The sequence below is a fragment of the Shouchella phoenicis genome (assembly GCF_047238345.1).
Lineage (GTDB): Bacteria > Bacillota > Bacilli > Bacillales > Bacillaceae_D > Shouchella.
Genome location: NZ_JBDFMQ010000001.1, coordinates 860,349 through 875,010 on the forward strand (window position 1 = coordinate 860,349; position 14,662 = coordinate 875,010).

The following is a 14,662-nucleotide window of genomic DNA, read 5'->3' on the forward strand; positions in this document are numbered from 1 at the left end:
TTGCACCAGAACAGGCTTGCCAACAAACATTGTTGCAAGCTTTTTAAATTGTCAACGAACGTTAATAATGTTAAATGGCGATTTGATGAAGGAAGTGATATGATAGACAGGTGCAAAAAATGACGTGCACATGAATGAACGTATTTTTGAACGAATAAGGAGTACGGGTAATGAAAGCCTTATTACAATTGCTTAAAGAGCAATACGAAAATAAGCACTTAATTTGGAGGCTTGCAGCATTTGAACAAAAAAGTAAGTTTCAACTCCATTACTTAGGCGCTTTTTGGCAGTTATTTAGTCCGCTGATGCAAGTCGTGGTCTTTTTTGTTATTTTTGGGCTCGGTATTAGACAGGGACAAGATGTTGGAGATACTCCGTTTTTTGTGTACTTACTTTGTGGATTAATTCCGTGGTTCTTCATAAGCCCTACGGTTCTTCAAGGGTCGAACAGTATTCATAAAAAAATTAAAATGGTTTCAAAAATGAAATTCCCAGTCAGTGTACTACCTACTATAACGATTGCAGGAAACTCAATTAGCTTTTTTGTTATGTTAGGGATCTTATGTGTGGTACTAGCCATTTACTCTGTGTTTTCAGGCGTGTATTTGTTGCAGTTACCGTATTATTTCCTGTGCTTGTATGCTTTTCTCTATGTGTTTACGATTTTTAGTGCAACGCTTGCAACCGTTGTAAGAGACTATTATCAGTTTCTTGAAGCTGGGATGCGAATGATGTTCTTTTTAAGTCCAATTATTTGGGCACCAGATTCAATGGATGATCGCTTGCTTTCCTTTTTACAATTAAATCCGTTCTATTATATTCTAAACGGATTTCGAGATTCCTTTATTGGAGGTACGTGGTTTTTTGAAAATATCACGTATATGATTTATTTCTGGGCATTAATCCTTTTAATTGGATTCCTTGGTGCAACGGTCTTTAAGAAATTTAAAAATAGCTTTGTTGATTATTTATAAAGGGGATTTTGCGAATGAATCCTAAGATGAAATTAGAAGGCGTCACAAAAAAATACACGCTTTTTACCAGCAATAGTGAGAAGTTAAAAGCGATGTTTTTGCCGAAAATGCAAAAAGAAAATCGTGACTTTTATGCATTAAAAGATATTTCCCTGGAAATTTACGAAGGGGAGACAATCGGAATTGTTGGTATAAATGGTTCAGGAAAATCAACCATTTCGAATATACTAGCAGGCGTGATCCCGCCTACAGAAGGAAGTCTAGACGTTCAAGGAGAGACGTCTTTAATTGCAATAAATGTTGGATTAAATAACCAGCTAAATGGATACGAAAACATTGAACAAAAATGTTTGATGCATGGGTTTTCAAAAAATGAAATTGAGCAGCTTCTGCCGTCTATTGAAGAATTTGCGGATATTGGTGATTTTATGAATCAGCCGGTAAAGAACTATTCTTCAGGTATGAAGTCTCGATTAGGGTTTGCGATTTCTGCTCATACAAATCCAGATATTTTAATTGTTGATGAAGCTTTATCTGTTGGTGATAAAACATTCTATCAGAAGTGTAAAGACAAGATTGAAGAATTTAAAGCGCAAAACAAAACGATTATCTTTATCAGTCATAACATCAAAGAAATCAAAAACATGTCGGATCGAGTGTTGTGGCTTCATAACGGTGAAACGCGTTCATTTGGCGATAAAACAAAAGTCGTAGAAGAGTACGAAGCGTACATTAATTGGTTTACGGCGTTATCAAAAGAAGAGCAGAAAGATCATAAAGAAGAATTGAAAATGCAACGTTCAGTGGCAAACGTTGAACTGGCTGAAAATGAAACGTATGGACCGCGAGGAAAGAAAAAGCAGGCCAAGCGTAAAGATCAAGAACAAAAAAAGCACTCAGTCTTATTTTTTAGTCAATTAGTTGTTCTTGTTGCAGTATTTGTCGTTGCGGCATACCTATTAGCTGTACAACCTCTTCTTTCAGCAGATGCTGAAGAAGAACAAGCGTCTACTGAAGAGGAAGTAACGATATCAGAAACCTCTGGAGATGATGAGGATAACGGCTGGCTTGAGTATAGTACTCCAGCTCGTGCTGTGGTTCAAGATGTGGATACGCCACTCTACACATCGAACGACAGCTCCACATCGGTGATGACACTCCCATTTGGATCAGAGGTGGCGGTAACAGGTGAAAATGAAGCGCAAACGATTGTTCAAATTGAGAATGACGGGGACGATTTATTTATTCAAGCAGACGCGATTCTGTATGTAGATGAGGCTGAAAGCGTGAATCGTGACACGGTTGAAGCTGAACTATTGGACAGACATAATGTATCCATTACCGACATTGAAACAACGATGAATCAACCATATGAAGAAGTAATGGGGACGGCTTCGTTTGAAGCTGCCGATGAGTTTGGCTTTGGCTACTATGCATATGTGAATGAAAATCTGTTAAAAATAGATCAGCAGAATGAATTAGCTGCCATTCTCCTCACCGCAAATGAAGAACCATTAATAGAAGAAACACCGTTCTTCTATTTAGAAGAAGACGAGATCTATTTTTTGTGGAATGAAGAAAATGGTGTATTACTCGTAGCGGAAAATGAATAGAAAAGAGCTGGTTACGTTTGGATAAATCCTTTTTGTTTGAATTGCTAAAAACCCCTTCTCCTTCTGGACATGAAGAAGCCATTCAGCATAAATGGCTCTCATACATGAGTGAACACGTGAAGGACCTCGATACAGATCTAGCGGGAAACGCGATTGCAACAATTAATCGGCAAGCGCCGTTTAGTGTGTTGCTAGCAGGTCATTGTGATGAGATTGGATTTATCGTGAAAGCGATTGATGATTCAGGCTTTCTTTACGTGGAAGAATTAGGAAGACTGAGTCCCTTACCAGCGCTCGGAATGGAGGTCACCATTCACGGGAAGCATGGAAACGTGCGAGGGGTTTTTGGAGCAAATGCACAGCATCATGGAGGTGCAAAAGCAGATTTAACAATGGATGACTTATTTATTGATTGCGGCGCACGCTCAGCAGAAGAGGTACAGCAATATGTTGAAATTGGTGATCCAATAACGTATAACATTGAGCCTGCTGAACTTCTCAATGGATGTATCCAAGGAAGAGGACTGGACAATCGCACTGGCGCGTTCATCGTGGCAGAAGTTATGAAGCGTTTGTCCAAAGATTTACCAGAAGTATGTGTACATGGTGTAAGTACGGTTAATGAAGAAACCAACATGGGTGGCGCATATTTTGCTGGTTCACGTTTAAAGCCGAACTTGGCAATTGCTCTTGACGTGACGTTTGCGACAGATTATCCGTCAGCTCAACTTGGAAAAGTTGGAGAAGTCGCACTAGCGGGAGGACCTGTGCTCGCAAAAGGAGCCCCTATTAATAAAAAAGCAAATGAACGATTGCTACAAGCAGCAGAAAAATTGGGGATCTCTGTACAATATGAATTGACGCCAAGAACGACAGGCACCGATGCTGATCAACTAAGATTAACAGGTGACGGCGTACCAATTGTTCTTGTTTCCCTCCCGCTTCGCTACATGCACGCACCTCGTGAAGTGGTGGCATTACAAGATATCGAACAAGAGATTGACTTGCTCGTTACCTTTATAAAAGAGCTAGATAAGGATGTTGATTTACGTCCAACTAGTTGGAAGAACTAGACAATCTAAAACATGGAGCGATGTTTATGCGCTCCGTGTTTTTACTGTTTTATCCGAGGATTTTTTGCAAGGATTTCTTCCGTCTGTTTCCAAAAATGTTCGAGGTTGTCCATTGTTATGGCTGCTAATCTACATAAATCACTACTCGCTTCAACCCCCATTTTTGCCAGAGTCTCGTTAAAATAAGGCAGTCTTTCTTGATGAAGGTGTGTGGCATCTTTTGCTAAAATGATATGACATCGACAATAAGTTGCGATAATCCAAAACAGGCTTTCACGGTGCAGATTTGCATGAATTAAAGCTTCACTTCCATCAATAGCGATTGGCCGGCCAATCTTTGAAATATCTGTGGAAAAGAAAAAGGGTGTTTTCCCATGCTTGGCTGCTAAATCGAATGTGACGGTCAAGTGTTCCAAACTTGATTGTACAAATGATCGAGTGACTTCACTGGCGCATAGGTGGTCAAGCAATTGCTCATAAACATCTGCTTTTCTATAGGAAGTTAAAACCTGTTTCACATCTACATACCGTTTCCGTACAGTCGGGTTTTGCAAGTCTGCTGTTAAAAAGAGATGTGTGAGCACACCTGTAGGAAAAAGCCACTTCATTACCTGCTCATGGAAAGGGAGCGAGGTTGGAAGAGTTGTTAAACCGTCCCGTATTTTATGTTTTACGTGTAAACATCGTTGGTTGACCCACTTTAGCTGAGTAAAATCATCTACGACTTGCTTTTGTAATGGAAGAAGGGTTTTGTCTATATCGGAAAGAATTGTCGTATGTGCAAAGCTATAGCTTAAATGGTAATCGGCCAGAATCGTCCCTTTATCTTGGAAAAGATTGTAGTCAAGATGGGTTACCTCTAGTAAACAATTGTAATATGTGAATTTTCCTAATTTGTAAGGAGGTACATTCGTTGAGACGACCATAATGTCAACATCGGATGATGGTGGCCATGAAGAAGTCGGTGCTTGACCAATAATGGAACCTGCTAGATAGGCACCTTTAAATCCTTGTTCATGAGACGCGATTTGCGTGACCCATTCGTTTGCTAATTGAATCGCTTGTGTTGTATTCAAAATAAAGACCCCCTTTCGCACGGTTTAGCTACATTCAACAAATTATGACGGCTTCCTGCTAAAATGACAAAAAAAGGAGCATGCAAATTGAATATTCGGTTGTTAAGAGAAAGCGATTTTGAATTTATCAATGGATCGATCAATGAATGGTGGGGAGGGAGACAGATGCAAGGGCTGCTGCCACGTTTGTTTTTTACTCATTTTTCAAATACTAGTTATGTTGTGGAAGAAAACAATGAATTAGTTGGTTTTCTCGTAGGGTTTCAGTCACCTGCTCAACCTGAGCGTGGTTACATCCATTTTGTTGGGATTGCGCCCGACGCCCGTCGTTCTGGAATTGGTTCTTTTCTGTATAAGGCGTTTTTTGAAAAAATGATCTCCCTTAAGGTGAGAGAAGTGTACGGCATTACATCGCCTGTAAATAAAAAGTCGATTGCCTATCATCAACAAATGGGTTTCTCAATTGTCAAAGGTACAAAAGAGATAGATGGGGTCTCCATTCACGAGAACTATGATGGAGCAGGTGTTGATCGCGTTGTCTTTAAAAAGGATTTGTTGGAATAGGAAGGACATTATCATGGAAAAACTGCACTTTTTAAAATTAGAAGCACAACAGGTTGAAGAGCTTTATACGTTACAACAACTTGTCTACGACCAGCTGGAGCACAAAGATCAACTGTCGACGTTAAATCGAAAAGAAATCGAGCACATTCTAGCAGGGAATGGCATGATTGTTGGCGTCTTTACTAACAATCATTTAGTTGCTGCGAGGGCACTCCTTGTGCCAGATGTCGATGAAGACGAGCATTTAGGGAAAGACGCTGGTCTATCAAGCGATCAATTGAAAGAAGTCATCTATCAAGAAATCTCTCTGGTTCATCCTGATTACAGGGGGCGGCGGTTGCAACAACAAATGGGCGAATGGTTAAATCGTAGACTGAGTAAAGAGGATCAGCCCTATCAATATGTATGCGCAACCGTTGCACCAATGAATTTGCCTAGTATGCTAGATAAACTGAAGCAAGGAATGGAGATTGTTGCACTTAAAGAGAAGTATGGAGGAAAACTTCGCTATATTTTCATAAAAGACATAAAAAATCCGTCTCCATCGTCCTATAAAACAAACAATAACGTTAGGTTAGACGATCTTGAAAAACAAAAAAATCTAATACGTCTTGGGTACAAAGGGGTTTCTCTTAAGAGGGAAAATGATACGTATTTCATGGTGTATGGAATGTAGAAAGTTGTCGAAAACAGCTGCTTTTTAGGGCTGTTTTTTTATTTTGGAAGGAATAGAAGAAAAATGGTTAAACTTGGAATGAGGAATGTAAAACACAATGATGTACAAAAGATGTTCGATAAGTTGGGATGAAAGCGCATTCTTTCATAAGAATATTGATGTTACAATCAAATCAAGAAGGGAGGGATTGCATTGGCATTGAATGATCGAAGCCAAAAAATTCTCAATGAGATCATCAGTAATCGACAAATTACGAGCGGCGTTATTGAAAATAAATACGAGTTAAGCCGTCGCCAGCTTGGATACACCATTCAAAAAATTAACGAATGGCTCCAATCCGAAGATCTCCCTGAGATAGAACGAACGAGGCAAGGTCATTTCATTGTTGATCAGTCTGTTTTTTCAAAATTATCTCGTCAACCAGCGGACGCAACAGCTGTAACCCAAGAACAAGGGTTTCTGACAGAAGAGCAGCGAAGTCATTACATTCTGTTTATGCTTCTAGCGAACAAAGAGGAATTATCGTTGTTTCATTTCCAATCCGAGTTAGGCTATAGCAAAAATACAATATTAAATGATTTAAAGCGTGTGCAGGAGCGGTTAAACGAATTTAACCTGGATATTCATTATTCAAGGCGAGACGGTTACTTGCTTCAGGGCAAAGAACTTCATATTCGAAAGCTTCTCATTCACCTTGTTGATCTAGCAATTCAATCGAATCAAGAGACGATGTGGTTAGAAGAAGTTGCAAGTATTCAAAAAGACGAGATAGACGATTTGCAGAAGCGAATTGAAAAGGTAGAACAACGATTAGGTATTCGTTTTACTGATGAGAAAATGTTGGCGATGCCATATATCTTTCTGCTCGTTTTAAAAAGAATCGCAAGTGGTTCTGTACTCGAACCATTCCCAATTGAATATGAAGAGTTGTCCGATACGAAAGAATATCAGGCAACGGAGTACATTTTTCAAAACATGGATAATGTACCTAAGCAAGAACGACTTTTTATAACTCTGCATTTACTTGCGGCTAATGTCCACTGGTCCGATTTACTAACAGAGGATGACTCGATTCCTGATTTAATTCCAGCCCTTTCAAATATGCTGCGGTCGTTTGAAAAGAGTGCCTGTATCTATTTACAAGAGCGGGAGTTGCTATTAAAGAAACTAGTGCAACATACAAAGCCGGCATATTATCGCATTCGTTATCAGTTAACAGAAATGGAAACGGTCCAAAATCCATTTAGCAAAGAATACCGAGAACTTCATCACTTAGTGAAAAGAAGTCTAGGGCCATTGGAAGAACTGTTTGGAAAAGAGATCCCGGAAACGGAAGCGATCTACTTAACGATGCTCATTGGTTCTTGGATGACTCGACAAGGTGAAAGTATAGACAAAAAAATAAAAGCCATTGTTGTGTGTCCACAAGGTGTGTCCGTTTCGCGATTAATGTTAAAGGAACTGAAGGAATTGTTTCCTGAATTTATCTTTCTTGATTCTCTATCTGTTCGACAGTTCAACTCCTATGAATTGTCTTATGATCTCATTTTCTCACAAACGTCTTTAGCAACAGAGAAACTGCTATATGTCACGAAAGCCTTTCTCAGTCGAGAAGAAAAGTATCGTTTAAAACAGCAAGTCATGCAAGATATTCATGGTTATAAGCCAACAGCGATTAATATTGATCACTTAATGGATATGATCAGTGGTTACGCGAAAGTTGAAAATGAAAACGATTTAAGAAAAGCCTTACATGGATATTTCTTTCCAGCTGAAAGCAATACGTACGCTGATGAGGCACTACAAGACAGTCTTAGTACTTTTTTGAAAAAAGGGGTCATGCAACAGCAAGAGTCTGTTCGAGATTGGGATGAGGCATTAAGGCAAGCCTCAAAACCTTTGGTAGACCAAGGGATTGTCGAGCCAAGATATGTTGATGCGCTTGTCGCGAATAAAGATCGTGATCCTTATATCGTTATAGGACCAGGTCTAGCGATCCCGCATGCTGCACCAGAAGAAGGTGCGATTCAAACTGGAATGAGTTTGTTGCAGCTAAAGAAGCCTGTTCATTTTACAGAAGAAGAACAGATTCAAGTCATCATTGTGATCGCTGCCAAAGACAAACATCAACATATTCGTGCATTAAGGCAATTAATAAAGTTAGCGGGTTCGACCAAGGATCGTCAAGCATTTTTACAAGCACCATCAATAGAGAAAATGGAAAATATCATCATGGCCTATTCGATGGATGAGGAGTAGAGAGAATAGAGGTGAAACCACATTGCGTCTAGATGAGTCAACGATCTTATTAGATATAAACGCGGAAAACAAAGAGAGCGTTTTAAAGCAAATGTCAGACAATCTGGTTAAAGAAGGTCTCGTTAAAACGAGTTTTGTCGATGCCATTATTGCCAGAGAAAACGAATATCCAACTGGTTTACCTACTGCTGGAGTGGCGGTAGCAATCCCACATACGGATGTTGAACATGTCAATGAGAAGACCATAAGTATTGGTCGCCTAAAAGAGCCTGTGCCTTTTGGCATGATGGGGGGCGATCCGTCTGAGCAAGTGGAAGTGAAAGTGGTCTTTATGCTTGCGATGAAGGAAGCGCATGCACAGTTAACGTTATTACAGCAACTGATGCAACTCTTTCAAAATGAAAGCAAGTTAATGCAAATTGTAAACGCAACATCTAAAGAAGAAGTAAAACTATTAATCGATGACAGTCTTGAACTGACTGTATAAGGAGGAACTAATCATGGCAAAGAAAAAAGTATTAGTCGCATGTGGAGCAGGAATCGCAACATCAACGGTGGTAAACAACGCAATCGAAGAAATGGCAAAAGAACACAAAATCGCCGTCGATTTAGTACAAATTAAAATTTCAGAAGTAGGCGGACACCGTGATACTGCAGACCTACTTGTCACTACAGCAATGACGCAAACAGAATACCCTTTCCCAGTTATCAATGCGCGCTCTTTCTTAACAGGAATTGGTACAGATAAGACAAAGCAAGAAATTTTGGATGCATTAAAAGCATAATTGTATAAAGACCAATATGAATATAGACGGAATTTCTAGGTTGACTAGGAATTCCGTTTCAATAAAGGGGGATCAACCATGGATGGATTTGTTGATTTCATTCAAGGATTCTTAGATCTAGGAGCTACGGTTATTTTACCGGTAGCAATCTTTATTCTAGGATTAGTATTTGGACAAAAACCAGGAAAAGCATTTCGTTCAGGTCTGACAATTGGAATTGCCTTTGTCGGTATATTCCTTGTTGTCGACTTGCTTGTTAATAACTTAGGACCAGCCGCTCAAGGGATGGTCGATCGATTAGGCGTTGAGCTAAACGTCATTGATGTTGGGTGGCCTGCATCGTCATCAATTGCGTGGGCTTCCGTTGTGGCAGCATTTATCATCCCGTTAGGACTTGCTGTTAACGTCATTATGTTATTAACAAAGACAACAAAAACAATGAACGTCGATATATGGAACTTCTGGCATTATACCTTTACAGCAGCAATGGTATATGTCGTATCGGGCAACATCTTCATCTCATTGCTTGCCGCAATCATCTTCCAAGTTGTTTGTCTAAAAGTTGCTGACTGGACTGCACCAATGATTAGTAAATTCTATGACTTACCAGGTGTATCCATTGCTACAGGTAGTACAATCTCTTATGCACCAGGAATTTTCTTAGTAAAAGGGTTGCAAAAAATTCCTAAAGTAAAAGACTGGAATGCTGATCCAGAGTCGATTGAAAAGCGTTTTGGTATTTTAGGTGAATCGATGTTTATTGGCCTTGTACTAGGTGCAACCATTGGGGCATTAGCAGGATATAGTGTAGGTGAAATTGTTGAAATTGGGATTGCCATGGCCGCTGTTATGGTTCTAATGCCAAGAATGGTAAAGATCTTAATGGAAGGATTACTACCAGTATCTGAATCTGCTCGTGAATGGTTAAATAAACGCTTCGGTGATCGTGAAATCTACATTGGTCTTGATGCGGCTGTTGCCCTTGGACATCCAGCGGTTATTTCAACAGCACTAATTCTTGTACCGATTACGGTTGCAATGGCGGTATTACTACCAGGAAATGCGCTTCTACCATTCGGAGATTTAGCGACTATTCCATTTATCGTTGCGTTCATCGTCGGTGCTGCTCGCGGGAATATTGTACATTCCGTTATCGTTGGTACGGTCATGATTGGGATTTCCTTATACGTCGCAACAGACATGGCACCTATTTTCACGACGATGGCACAAGAAGCAAGCTTCAACATGCCAGCAGACTCAGCTATGATTTCAAGTATCGACCAAGGTGGGAACATCGTGAACTGGGTTATTGTAAGATTCTTCGGTCTATTTTACTAAATGAACGGAATGCAATGAGGAGGATGAATCACCATGAAGGCACTGGTTAAAACAGACTATGGATTTGGACACTTAGAGATACAAGACAAACCAGAACCTATACCAGCAGCGGAGCAAGTTAAGATTAAAGTAAGGTACGCCGGTATTTGTGGAACGGATCTTCATACGTATGAAGGACATTATAAAGTAGGTGTACCTGTAACACTCGGACATGAATTTTCTGGCGATGTGGTTGAAATAGGTGAAGCAGTAACTTCTGTAGCTGTAGGGGATCGGGTAACATCTGAAACAACGTATTCAATTTGTGGTGAGTGCGAATATTGTCAAACGAAGGATTATAACTTGTGCAGCCAGCGTAAAGGTCTTGGCACGCAACAAGACGGTGGTTTCACAAACTATTTAATCGCAAGAGAAGCAAGTGTGCACAAATTACCTGATGGAGTCGATTACAAAGCGGCTTCCATGACGGAGCCATTGGCATGTACGTATCATGCTGTTGAGAAAACGGAAGTCAATCAAGGGGACATCGTTGTGGTGCTTGGACCCGGTGCGATTGGTCTTTTAACCGCTCAAGTGGCGAAAAGTAAAGGTGCCAAGGTCATCATCACTGGTTTGAATAGCGACAAGATTCGCCTTGAGAAAGCGAAGGAGCTTGGCATTGATTACGTGATCAATATTCAAGAGGAGAACCTGAAAGACGTTGTTGATGGGATTACAGGTGGTTATGGAGCAGATATCGTGTATGAATGCTCAGGAGCAGTACCAGCCGCCAAACAAGGATTAGACCTTCTTCGGAAAAAAGGACAATATTGCCAAGTTGGGATTTTTGCTACACCAGAAATTCCGTTTGACTTAGAAAAAATTGTTCAAAAAGAAATTCGCGTGGTTGGCACAAGAAGCCAAAAGCATGCTGATTGGCAGCCATCTCTTGAACTATTAAATCGCGGAGATGTCAATGCGAAAGCCCTTGTTACCCATGAGTATGACATTACACAGTGGGAAGAAGCGTATCAAGCAATAAAAAGTGGGGAAGCAATTAAAGTGTTGCTCACTCCTGTAAACGAAGGATAACAACCATATGGGAAAGAAGGAAGAGATCGCTCTTCCTTCTCCCATACTTGATGGAGGGAACAAAGATGACAGACATGTTTTTAGATTTTATGCTTGGACCAATACGAGGAATCGGTGATTTTTATTTTGAACATCAAATGATTTTTAACACGTTAGTCGTAGGGATTGCGTTTGTTGCTTTAATTCGTAAACGTAAAGGAAAGCAAGCAAAGGAGCAGTCGTAACGTGATGGAATCGCTGAAATTATATGGAGTTCAAGATATTCGTTATGAGGAAGCGGTAGTACCGAGGCTTGTTCATAACGATGATGTGCGCATTAAAATCTCTACCGTTGGGATTTGTGGATCGGACTTGTCTCGCTTTAAAAAGCTCGGCCCATACGTGCCAGGGACAATATTTGGTCATGAATGTACAGGCGTAATTATCGAAACAGGCTCATCTGTTACTCATCTTCAAGAAGGGATGCGTGTGGCGGTGTGCCCGACGTTTCATTGTGGTACGTGTCAACACTGTCTATCTGGTGAGCCAAGCAGGTGCAGTTCACTACATGTTGTTGGAGCAAAACAAGACGGCGCATTTGCAGAATACATCGTTTTGCCATCATCTCAAGTGTTGCCGTTGCCCGACGAAGTAGATGAGGAAAGTGCTGCACTTATTGAACCGTCTGCAGTAGTAGCCCATGGATTTTACCGCACAAAGATTAAGCCTGGAGCAACCGTAGCAATTATGGGATGCGGGAGTATTGGTTTGTTGGCCATCCAATGGGCAAAAATCTTTGGCGCTAGCCACATTTTTGCGATTGATATTGATGAAGAAAAATTGGACATCGCAAAGGAGATGGGTGCAGACGTTGCTGTTAATTCAAAAGATCGCCCGGCTTATGAGCAAATTCGAGAAATAACGAATGGATTAGGCGTAGATGTTGCAATCGAATCAGCTGGTTCACCAATCACGTCAGCACAAGTGCTTGCCTTACCTAAAAAAGGCGGCGAAGTGGTGTATTTAGGCATTCCATATGGAGATGTTCCGATTGAGCGGTTTTACTTTGAACAAATTGTTCGAAATGAATTAAGTATACATGGATCATGGAACGCGCTTTCAACACCGTTTCCTGGACGAGAATGGGAAGCCACAATTCACTATATGAAAACCGGGGCTCTGAACGTGGCGCCAATGATTAGCCACCGGCTCCCATTGGAGCAAGGACCAGACGTATTTAAACGAATGACGTCAGGAGAAAAAGGATTCGTGAAAGTCCTTTTTTATCCACAAGCCAGAGGATAAAAGATCATAAAGTCGAATGAGTATCTTATCGAAGGGTAAGGTACTTTTTTATGTGTGGAGGGACTAACTTGGAATTTAAGCCACTGGCTACATCACGATTAGATTTAATTCGTATCACGGAATCTTATACGGAAGACTTTTTCGCGATTATGTCGAGAGAAGAGGTTACAACATACTATGGATTAGAAGCGTTAACTTCAGTAAACGATGCGAAAAAAATCGTTCAATCGTTTGAAAAAACAAGGCAAATTGGGAAAGGAATGAGATGGGGAATAATAGTAAAGGAAAGCAATACGTTTATTGGGACAATTGGATTGAATCAGCTTAATATGGCGCATAAGCGTGCCGAAGTAGGGTTTGAGTTACATCCTGATTATTGGCGAAAACGCTATATGACAGAGGCGCTTCATGCAATAATTGATTACTCATTTCGCGACCTTGACTTACATAGACTAGGTGCTGTCACATTTTTAGAGAACAAAGCCTCTATTCAATTGTTAGTAAGTCTTGGCTTTCAGAAAGAAGGAATTCTTAGAGATTATCTTTTTCAGCGGAAACAATCCCATGATGCTAATGTCTTCTCGCTTATACAGAAAGAATGGGCGCATAAATAAAAACTTGCCAACGCACTGTTGGCAAGTTTTTTTGTTTAAGAAGATGCCTGTACGCGACGGGCTTTTCTTCTGTTCAGGTGAAGGATAAGTGCTACGAGAGCGAGTCCAATTCCACCTAAGATTGCAGCAATGACGTATGCTGTGGTGAATGACCCTGTTGTTTCCTGGAAATAGGTGGCGATTCGTGGACCCACAAAGGCACCGCCAGAATAGCCAAGAAAAACAATTGCATAATTCATGCCAAAATTCTTATCACCAAACGTGGTTTTTGTAAGTGGTGGAAAGACAACAAGCAAACCACCAAAAGCAAATCCAAGCAAGATGATACAGATGGTAAAGAATACCGTATTGCTAGCCATTGTCATCAATAAAAGGGCCGCAATCGTCATAATTAAATTGAGCGATAGAGAGGCATAGGAGCCGAAACGGTCATAAATAAAACCAAAGCTCAATCGTCCAACAAAGTTTGATAAGGTGCTAACACTTACAATAATGGCACCAGAAGCTGCGGTCATACCGACTTGAACTTGGGCAATAACGGAAGCTGAACTCACGAGCATGGTCCCCGCTGTACTTGCAAACACAAGCGTTAAAAATAAGAGATAAAAAATAGGTGAACGAAGCATTTCTTTCCAATTTAAATTAATGATATTCGTTGATCCATTCGTCTGCTGCGGAGGCGTGTAGCCAGGTGGCTGATAGCCTTTTGGCGCACTGTGCATTAACCAACCCACTGCAAAAATTCCTACTGCAAAGATGATTCCTAGAATTCGAAAAGCGCTTGTTACACCGACTTGCTCAATAAGCCAAGCGGAAAACGGCGAGAGCAAGAAAGGACCAATGGCAGCACTAGATAGTAAGAAGCCAGATACTTTTCCGCCTTTATCTGGAAACCAGCGCATAGCCGTTACGAGTGCAGAGTTGTACATCATTCCCGCACCTGTACCAGCAATTAAACTGAAAGTAACATAAAGCATGGGGATGGTTGTAACTGAACCAGTTAAAAACCAACCTAGCCCAAAGAGGAAACCCCCAACATACATGAGTGGTCTTGCTCCGTATTTATCAACAATGATCCCAGCAAAAATGGCTACGATCGCAAAAATTAGTGTATAAAGCGAATAAGCTAAGCTATAGTCACTTGGTGACCAACCATGTAAAGAAGTCATTGGTTCAGAAAATACGCTGAAAATCGCGATGGAAGCGACTAAAAAGATAATCAGCCATGCCGCACTAAAAATGAGCCAGCGATTTGGATGTGTGTCTTGGTTGTTTTTCATCGTTATCTCTCCTAACAAGAAACAGCCGATAAGACGAACTTATTGGCTGTTTTTA

The 14,662-nt window shown here is 40.6% G+C and carries 15 protein-coding genes; 13 read left to right on the top strand and 2 right to left on the bottom strand.

Annotated elements, in window-relative coordinates; genetic code table 11:
• The first annotated feature begins 170 nt into the window (after positions 1-170).
• Genes ABC361_RS04795 through ABC361_RS04805 form a run of 3 tightly spaced genes read left to right on the top strand, consistent with a single transcriptional unit; the run spans position 171 to position 3,660 of the window.
• Positions 171-974 (top strand): ABC transporter permease, encoded by an 804-nt coding sequence (locus ABC361_RS04795; protein ID WP_413072931.1) that lies wholly within the window; start codon positions 171-173, stop codon positions 972-974.
• Positions 975-988: 14 nt separating this feature from the next.
• The gene (gene tagH, locus ABC361_RS04800) at positions 989-2,587 is read left to right on the top strand and encodes a teichoic acids export ABC transporter ATP-binding subunit TagH (protein WP_413072932.1); all 1,599 of its coding nucleotides are present in this window, start codon (positions 989-991) and stop codon (positions 2,585-2,587) included.
• A gap of 17 nt (positions 2,588-2,604) precedes the next feature.
• A complete protein-coding gene (locus ABC361_RS04805; RefSeq protein WP_413072933.1) occupies positions 2,605-3,660 on the top strand; it encodes a M20/M25/M40 family metallo-hydrolase in 1,056 nt (351 codons plus the stop codon).
• 41 nt (positions 3,661-3,701) lie between these two features.
• Here ABC361_RS04805 and ABC361_RS04810 read toward each other — a convergent pair whose 3' ends face one another.
• The gene (locus ABC361_RS04810; protein WP_413072934.1) at positions 3,702-4,736 is read right to left on the bottom strand and encodes a hypothetical protein; all 1,035 of its coding nucleotides are present in this window, start codon (positions 4,734-4,736) and stop codon (positions 3,702-3,704) included.
• 87 nt (positions 4,737-4,823) lie between these two features.
• Between ABC361_RS04810 and ABC361_RS04815 the strand changes: the two genes are divergently transcribed.
• The 10 genes from ABC361_RS04815 to ABC361_RS04860 all read left to right on the top strand — a co-directional run bounded on the left by ABC361_RS04815 (position 4,824) and on the right by ABC361_RS04860 (position 13,327).
• Positions 4,824-5,300 carry a GNAT family N-acetyltransferase gene (locus ABC361_RS04815; protein WP_413072935.1) on the top strand — a complete coding sequence of 159 codons (477 nt, stop codon included), beginning with the start codon at positions 4,824-4,826 and terminating at the stop codon, positions 5,298-5,300.
• Between the two features lie 13 nt (positions 5,301-5,313).
• Entirely contained in the window at positions 5,314-5,976 is a 663-nt protein-coding gene (locus ABC361_RS04820) for a GNAT family N-acetyltransferase (protein WP_413072936.1), read from the top strand.
• 192 nt (positions 5,977-6,168) lie between these two features.
• Positions 6,169-8,235 (top strand): BglG family transcription antiterminator, encoded by a 2,067-nt coding sequence (locus ABC361_RS04825; protein ID WP_413072937.1) that lies wholly within the window; start codon positions 6,169-6,171, stop codon positions 8,233-8,235.
• On the top strand, positions 8,225-8,722 hold the full coding sequence (locus ABC361_RS04830) for a PTS sugar transporter subunit IIA (protein WP_413072938.1): 498 nt from the start codon (positions 8,225-8,227) through the stop codon (positions 8,720-8,722). The genes ABC361_RS04825 and ABC361_RS04830 overlap by 11 nt, the downstream gene beginning before the upstream one ends.
• Before the next feature lie 13 nt (positions 8,723-8,735).
• Positions 8,736-9,020 carry a PTS sugar transporter subunit IIB gene (locus tag ABC361_RS04835; RefSeq protein WP_413072939.1) on the top strand — a complete coding sequence of 95 codons (285 nt, stop codon included), beginning with the start codon at positions 8,736-8,738 and terminating at the stop codon, positions 9,018-9,020.
• A 78-nt stretch (positions 9,021-9,098) separates the two neighbouring features.
• A complete protein-coding gene (locus ABC361_RS04840) occupies positions 9,099-10,358 on the top strand; it encodes a PTS galactitol transporter subunit IIC (RefSeq protein ID WP_413072940.1) in 1,260 nt (419 codons plus the stop codon).
• Positions 10,359-10,391: 33 nt separating this feature from the next.
• On the top strand, positions 10,392-11,429 hold the full coding sequence (locus ABC361_RS04845) for a zinc-binding dehydrogenase (protein WP_413072941.1): 1,038 nt from the start codon (positions 10,392-10,394) through the stop codon (positions 11,427-11,429).
• Between the two features lie 65 nt (positions 11,430-11,494).
• The gene (locus ABC361_RS04850) at positions 11,495-11,653 is read left to right on the top strand and encodes a hypothetical protein (RefSeq protein ID WP_413072942.1); all 159 of its coding nucleotides are present in this window, start codon (positions 11,495-11,497) and stop codon (positions 11,651-11,653) included.
• 4 nt (positions 11,654-11,657) lie between these two features.
• The gene (locus ABC361_RS04855; RefSeq protein WP_413075719.1) at positions 11,658-12,713 is read left to right on the top strand and encodes a galactitol-1-phosphate 5-dehydrogenase; all 1,056 of its coding nucleotides are present in this window, start codon (positions 11,658-11,660) and stop codon (positions 12,711-12,713) included.
• Positions 12,714-12,781: 68 nt separating this feature from the next.
• A complete protein-coding gene (locus tag ABC361_RS04860) occupies positions 12,782-13,327 on the top strand; it encodes a GNAT family N-acetyltransferase (protein WP_413072943.1) in 546 nt (181 codons plus the stop codon).
• A 35-nt stretch (positions 13,328-13,362) separates the two neighbouring features.
• On the opposite strand, the gene ABC361_RS04865 is transcribed toward ABC361_RS04860, so the two are convergent.
• Positions 13,363-14,607, bottom strand: coding sequence for an L-lactate MFS transporter (locus tag ABC361_RS04865; protein WP_413072944.1), 1,245 nt, complete (start codon positions 14,605-14,607; stop codon positions 13,363-13,365).
• Between the last annotated feature and the right edge of the window lie 55 nt (positions 14,608-14,662).